Annotated in this window: 3 protein-coding genes; 2 read left to right on the plus strand and 1 reads right to left on the minus strand. The window is 49.5% G+C overall.

Annotated features, from left to right (window positions below):
• Window positions 1-1,638 precede the first annotated feature (1,638 nt).
• Window positions 1,639-2,940: a hypothetical protein gene (locus Afil_RS10415; protein ID WP_230268496.1), complete on the plus strand. Its 1,302-nt coding sequence runs from the start codon at window positions 1,639-1,641 to the stop codon at window positions 2,938-2,940.
• A 198-nt stretch (window positions 2,941-3,138) separates the two neighbouring features.
• Window positions 3,139-5,049 carry a ribosomal protection-like ABC-F family protein gene (gene abc-f / locus Afil_RS10420; RefSeq protein WP_230268497.1) on the plus strand — a complete coding sequence of 637 codons (1,911 nt, stop codon included), beginning with the start codon at window positions 3,139-3,141 and terminating at the stop codon, window positions 5,047-5,049.
• A gap of 306 nt (window positions 5,050-5,355) precedes the next feature.
• Here the strand turns inward: abc-f and Afil_RS10425 are convergent, their stop codons facing one another.
• Window positions 5,356-6,111 (minus strand): SDR family NAD(P)-dependent oxidoreductase, encoded by a 756-nt coding sequence (locus Afil_RS10425; protein WP_230268498.1) that lies wholly within the window; start codon window positions 6,109-6,111, stop codon window positions 5,356-5,358.
• Window positions 6,112-6,333: the final 222 nt, after the last annotated feature.

Here is a 6,333-nt window from a genome sequence, read left to right on the forward strand (position 1 = left end):
AATAGATTTTTAGAAAAAAGTGAAAAAACTCGAATCATTCGAGATTTGACTTGAAGAGTAGAAAAAAGACCACATCACTGCTTAACGCTGATGTGGTCTGAGAAATCTTAACTTAATGACATTGCTTATCATTCGGAAGCAGCCCAGCTTCCAAAAATGCGTTCCTTGCCCAGGACGCATGATCCTCTGCTCATTCGCCCGTGCAGAGGATTTTTTTATGGGCACAAAATGCATTGGTCATTTCCGTAAGCTCAATCAGAAAACCGTTTTGGAGGACGGAAATAACGGGACGGTGCGGTGTAACGGGACGTCCTGGATCGAAAGAAAATGAGGAGGCGGTCGAAAGACTATGTATTCCATTTACGCATAAAAAATCGAAACAGCTTTCATTTCAGAGGCAAATTGCCTTTATTCTCGTGAAGCTTGTTCAAGACGTCAGGGGCGGATAAAAAGTCAAGCGTTAATTGAAATATTCTAAAAATAGACGTTAAGATAAGACCGTGGAAATCAAAGCAGCAGATTTCCAATAATAATAATTTTTTCAATCATAATTTTTTTTCTTTCTTTTTCTCAATAATTTACACAGAACACCCGGACCGCCCATCCGGGTGTTTCTGTGTCTGATGAAAAGAAATTCTCTTTTAACTCTCATTTTAGGTAAGGATCGGATACTGATCGTGGTCAGAGAAAGCCTCTGGTCAAAGAAGCTGAATACAATTCAGGACTTCTTATTTCCTTTCTTCTCTTTTCATAATTTTCAATACCGAAAAGTACCGGTTTGCCCGACCGGTACTTTTCATATGCGGATGTATGAGAAACCGGAAGGCCGGATTCTGCGCGAACCGAGATCGCCGATAGAAGAGCTTCTGCCTAACGCCTGCTGTTTGGAAGCTGGGCGGGACTGGGATCTCTTTTTGCGCGGCATTTTTTGTCTGAAAATTCTTTTTTGGTTTTAATTCGGCATAGAGGGTAAGAAATCGTCCGGTTTGAATAACCTGTGTTCTGGAGGTGCTGTTTCCTGATCGTTCCTTTCTTCTTTGACTGGACGACGCGGAGTGGATTTCTTCTGTCGCTGAGGCTGTGCACTCCCTGCTTTCTGCGGTTTCGGAGCGTATGCGATCCCACAAAAACAAGACCGAGGGAAGGCGAAATCCGCTCGTGAAATGACAAATGCTGCACCTTAATACCGTCTTAATAAAAATGGGCATTGGAAAGCGTCTGACTTGCGTCAGTTGATATATTGAATTCGGGAAGAGACATAACGTTGGGTCAGCGCAGCGGCTGATCAATCCCTTCCATATTTCCTCTTTTAACTCTCTACGTAATTGAAAAAGAAGGGTTGTGGCGGCCCTTCTTTTTCAATGCCTTTTTTGAAAAAACGGATGGGGCAGGAGGTTTGCGGGAGACGACAAATTGAGAGCCCTGTGTGAATGCGTTTTATAAGCTGTTTCTGTTTAAGCGGTTTTTTGTTACGCTTTGACCATGATGACTCCCAATTCGCCTAAGAATACAAAAAAGCCTGTTTCTGCGAAGAACACGGGCAAAAACAGAAAAAGAAAACGCAGGCTGACTCGAAAAGGAAAGATTGCACTCACGGTTGCGGTTTTAGTTATCGTCCTTTGCATCAGCCTTCTCTTTATGCGCCAGCCTTCGGTTGCAGAACGGCTTTCGCTTACCTATCTGGACTCCCTTACCCTCTCGGATCTCAACTCCAAACCGCAGGAAAGCTATGCGGATAAAACGCGTGTGGGCGACTACACGGTTTACGGTACGTCCCTTGTGTTTTACGATCAGACGTATTCTCCTCTGGAAACCGACGGCTATTTTGGACGCAACGTCAAGCTGGTCAATATTAAAACCGGAGAAGAAATTACGACGACCTTTACCGGCGGCGGAGATAGTGGAATCGACTTGCAGAACCTGCCCGCCGGCGTTTATGAAGTGTATCTGACTAACGGCTATACGTACGCAAGAGCCTACAGCGATGAGGAAATGCACTCCTCTCCGCTGATTACGATGCGAAACGACAAGAAAGTCTCCAGCGTGCAGGTGGATGCTTCGAAAGACTATCTCGACAAGTTTAGCATCGACACCGATGAAAACTACATCTTTCTGACGGTAACGGAATCGCTGCCGATTGTGAAAGTGACCGATGTGGTCATCGACCCTTCCGGCTATCTGGTCGATCCAAACGGCATGCCTCTCGAATGGTACAGTGAGGGCAGCTTTGACGAGAGCGAGCACAGCTGGGAATTCGCTCAGCGTATTGCCAGATATCTCGAAAGCGCCGGGCTTCGCGTCACGTTCTCCCGCGATAAGGAAGAACTCAAAGGCTACGCAGGAGAAAACTCCCGCGCAGGGATCGGCTACTCTTCGCAGGCAAAAATCTTTTTGTCGCTGACGATGAGCGATGCCGAGCAGCCCTATCCATATATGATCAGTTCGCCATTTACCAACGGCGTTCTGGGCAATTCGATTTCCAGCGCGCTTTTGAGCGATGGAATTTTGCTGAGCACGCCCGTAGTCTCTTCCCAGCTGAATATTGGAAATACGTACGACCAGCTCACTGTGGACGAGGCGTATGAGCTCGAACCGTATTCGCTGTTTCCGGCACTGCGCGAAACCGGCGGCCGTCTGACGAGCGCCGGCCAGAGCGAGCAGTGGAAAGCCAATGAGATGTTCTCCCAATCGTATGGAATGAACTCGCTGGTGTTCTGCTACGCGTCCAGTCAGAATGAAGCATCCAGAACGTATTTTCTGGAAAACGAAGATACGCTGGCCCGCGGAATCGCGCAGGGCATTCTCAATGCCTGCGGCTATTCGATTACGCTTGACGAAAATTCCATTTCCCATGAGGAGGAAAGCCATTCCCAGACAACCGCTTCGCAAAGTGCGGCGGCTGCGTCTTCTGACTCGCCCGAAGACACTCCTTCCGAGTAAAATAAGCAGGAAAAAAACAGGATCCTGAATCCGCCGGCTTTCATAGTGAAATCGGCCAAGAGGAGGATCCTTTTTCTACGAAACGAAAAAGCCGAAGTACGGCTACTCCCATATCCGTCGTTTCCATGCGAAAAACGATACATCTCGTTTTTAATGCGTTATGGAATCGGCAGAAAAACGATACAGAAAGGAAATCCCATGAAACTGCAGGTATCCAATTTATATAAGTCCTATGGCGCCCAGGACGTTCTGTCCAATGCAAGTCTGCAGGTCAAAGGCACCGAAAAAATCGGTCTGGTCGGGCGTAACGGATGCGGAAAAACAACGCTCCTCAACATCATCAGCGGAAAAGAAGATTTTGATCGCGGCGAAAGAATTGTCCCCAACGCGGTCCGGATCGGTTCACTGTCCCAGACCGTCTTTGAAGATAAAAATCAGACCGTTTTAGAAGCGCTCGAAGACGTCTTCTTTGAACTGCGCAAAGTCGAAGCGGAACTGGCGCGGCAGGCGGAAGTGCTCGCGGAAGATTCCAGCGAAAAGCAGCTGGAAAAATACGACCGGCTTCAGACCCGTTTTGAATCGCTGGGCGGCTACGACTACGAACACGAAATGCGCAGCGTCTTCTTCCATTTTGGTTTTGAAGAAAGCGATCTTTCCAAAAAAATCAATGAGTTTTCTTCCGGTCAGCAGACCCGCATCGCGCTCGTAAAGCTGCTGCTGGAAAAGCCGGACGTTCTGCTGCTCGACGAGCCGACCAACCATCTCGATCTGGATTCGATTGAATGGCTCGAAAGCTATATCAGCCGCTATCCAAGCGCCGTCATTCTCGTCAGCCATGACCGTATGTTTCTCGACCAAGTGTGCGATGAAATTGTCGAAATTGACCGCGGAAAAACGATGCGCTTTCCAGGCAGCTATTCTCACTACGTCAAAGCCAAGGAAGAGTGGATTAAGAAAAACCACGACACCTACGTCCGTCAGCAGGAAGAAATTGCCCGTCTGGAAGCTCTGATTGAAAAATTTCGCTACAAGCGATCCAAGGCTGCGTTTGCCCAGTCCAAAATCAAATATCTCGACCGTATGGAAAAGCTCGACGATACGACCGCGGACAAATCGCGGATCAAAGCGGAGTTTTCCAGCGAACGCAAAGGCGGAAACCGGGTTCTGGAAGCAGAAGGCCTGACGTTTGGCTATGACCATCCGCTTTCAACGGTGAGCTTTGAACTGTTCCGTCAGAACCGCATCGGCATTGTCGGCCCGAACGGCATCGGCAAGTCGACCTTGCTAAAAACGCTGATTGGAAAGATCCCGCCTTTAGGCGGTCAGTTTGCGTTCGGCCATCAGATCGATATCGGCTACTTTGATCAGGAAACTGCCGCCATGCATTCCAGCAAGACCGTAATCGATACGCTCTGGGACGATCAGCCAGAAGCAAGCCAGACGCAGATCCGTTCCGTACTGGCTGCGTTCCTGTTTACCCAGGATGAGGTGTTCAAGGAAGTGAACGATCTGTCCGGAGGCGAAAAAGTCTGTCTCTCGCTCGCCCGTCTGATGATGAATCACGATAACCTTCTGATTCTTGACGAACCGACCAACCATCTCGATATTCCAGCCAAAGAAGCTCTCGAAGCCGCGCTTAAAAACTATGACGGCACGCTGCTGTTCGTTTCCCACGACCGTATGTTCCTGTCCAAAATGGCCGATAAGGTTCTTGAAATCGGCGAGGACAGTCATCTTTATGACTGCTCGTATACCGAATACGCGCAAAAGAAAAAAGAGGGAACGCTCGATTCCCTCAAAACAGCTGAAGTCCCGGCCTCTTCGCGCCGCGGCCGTACGCCGGCTGCAGCGCCCGCTCCCAAAACGGCTGCGCAGCTGCGTCAGGAGAAAAACACCCTTTCCAATCGCGTGACCAAACTCGAAGCCATGCTGGAAAAAGCCGAAGCTGAGCTGGAAGAGCTGCGTGAGCTTCGCTACGATCCGGAATATTATCAGGACTATCGCAAGATGGAAGAACTCGATGGCCGGATTGACGATAAGCATAACGAGATTGCGGCCTATACGAAGGAATGGGAAGAGAAGATGTCCGCTCTTGAAGAGATGAGCTGATCCGCAAAGAAAGAAGATATCGGCAGACATCCGTCTTCTTTTGCGGATCTGGTTTTCCTGTCTCAAGGGGATCGGCTCGTTTGTTCAAAGATCGTTCTGGTGCTTTCCTGCCGGATTCAGGAGAAACGCATCTTTTCCATATCAAATCATGAACAAGAAAGCGTCCGATCGAAGAGATCGGGCGCTTTTGTCTGGAAAGGAAATCGGTCTGTCCGCGTGCCGTGCCTGGCATGGCCTCGGTCGGGATTCGATCGGTTATCCAGTGAGAATTCTTTTTGATTTTGCCTTTTGACCCGCGTACAAGGCTTAGGAAATCCAGCCGCCGTCGACGACGAGCACGTCGCCGGAAACGTAGGAAGACTGATCGGAAGCGAGGAAGAGCGCTGCGTTGGCGATTTCTTCCGGGGCTCCGGGTTCTGGAGACATTGCCAGCATTTTCGATACTTTTCCATAGCCGTCCATGTTCGGCATGCCCATGGAAGTGCTGATTTCCGTGGCGATTCCGCCTGGAGCGATGGCGTTGCAGCGAATGCCGTCTGCCCAGTACATGAAGGACGTGTTCTTGGTCATGGAAATGAGGGCAGCTTTGGAGGCGCAGTAGATCACGCCGGCTACATTTCGCATGCCGCCGACCGAAGCGACATTGACGATGGAGCCTTTGGTTCCTTTTTCCTTGAAGACTCTGACAGCCTTGCGCATGGCGCACATCGGGCCGAATACGTTGACTTTCATGACGTGATCGAATTTTTCATCGGTCGCATCGGCTACGCCGGCCATGTCGTCCATGACGCCCGCATTGTTGATCAGAATATCGAAGCCGCCGAACGTTTCCAGACAGAAATCAATCATGGCGTCATTGTTTTCTGCGACGGATACGTCCGCTGCGAAGATTTCGACTTTTCCTGGCGCGTCGCTCAGCGATTCCTTGAGCGCTTCGAGGCGTTCCTTACGACGGGCAACCGCTGCGACATTCGCGCCTTCCTTCACGAAACGTTCGACGATGGCTTTGCCCATGCCGCTCGAGGCACCGGTCACCACCGCGCATTTTCCTTCTAATAACATTGGTACTCTCCTTGCCGGCTTGAACGCCGGGTTTTGTCTACCATTATAGCCGCTTCATTATGAATTATGATAAGGCTTGCAGATTCCCCGAACGAATGTAAGTGTCAAACAATCGACGGGTATACGCGAGACTGAATATTAGATACGCTAAACGGGATCCCTTTCGAGATCCCGCTTGGCGTATTTTTTATTCTTCATCGTTTTCTTCATACTTCGGATCCG

It is taken from the genome of Allobaculum fili, assembly GCF_020969955.1.
In the GTDB taxonomy this organism is placed as follows: domain Bacteria; phylum Bacillota_I; class Bacilli_A; order Erysipelotrichales; family Erysipelotrichaceae; genus Allobaculum; species Allobaculum fili.

What these genes read in the sequence shown, in the direction of transcription:
- Afil_RS10415 (WP_230268496.1), top strand. Translation starts at nt 1,639, where the DNA reads ATGCGCCAGCCTTCGGTTGCAGAACGGCTTTCGCTTACCTATCTGGAC.
- abc-f (WP_230268497.1), top strand. Translation starts at nt 3,139, where the DNA reads ATGAAACTGCAGGTATCCAATTTATATAAGTCCTATGGCGCCCAGGAC.
- Afil_RS10425 (WP_230268498.1), bottom strand. Translation starts at nt 6,111, where the DNA reads ATGTTATTAGAAGGAAAATGCGCGGTGGTGACCGGTGCCTCGAGCGGC.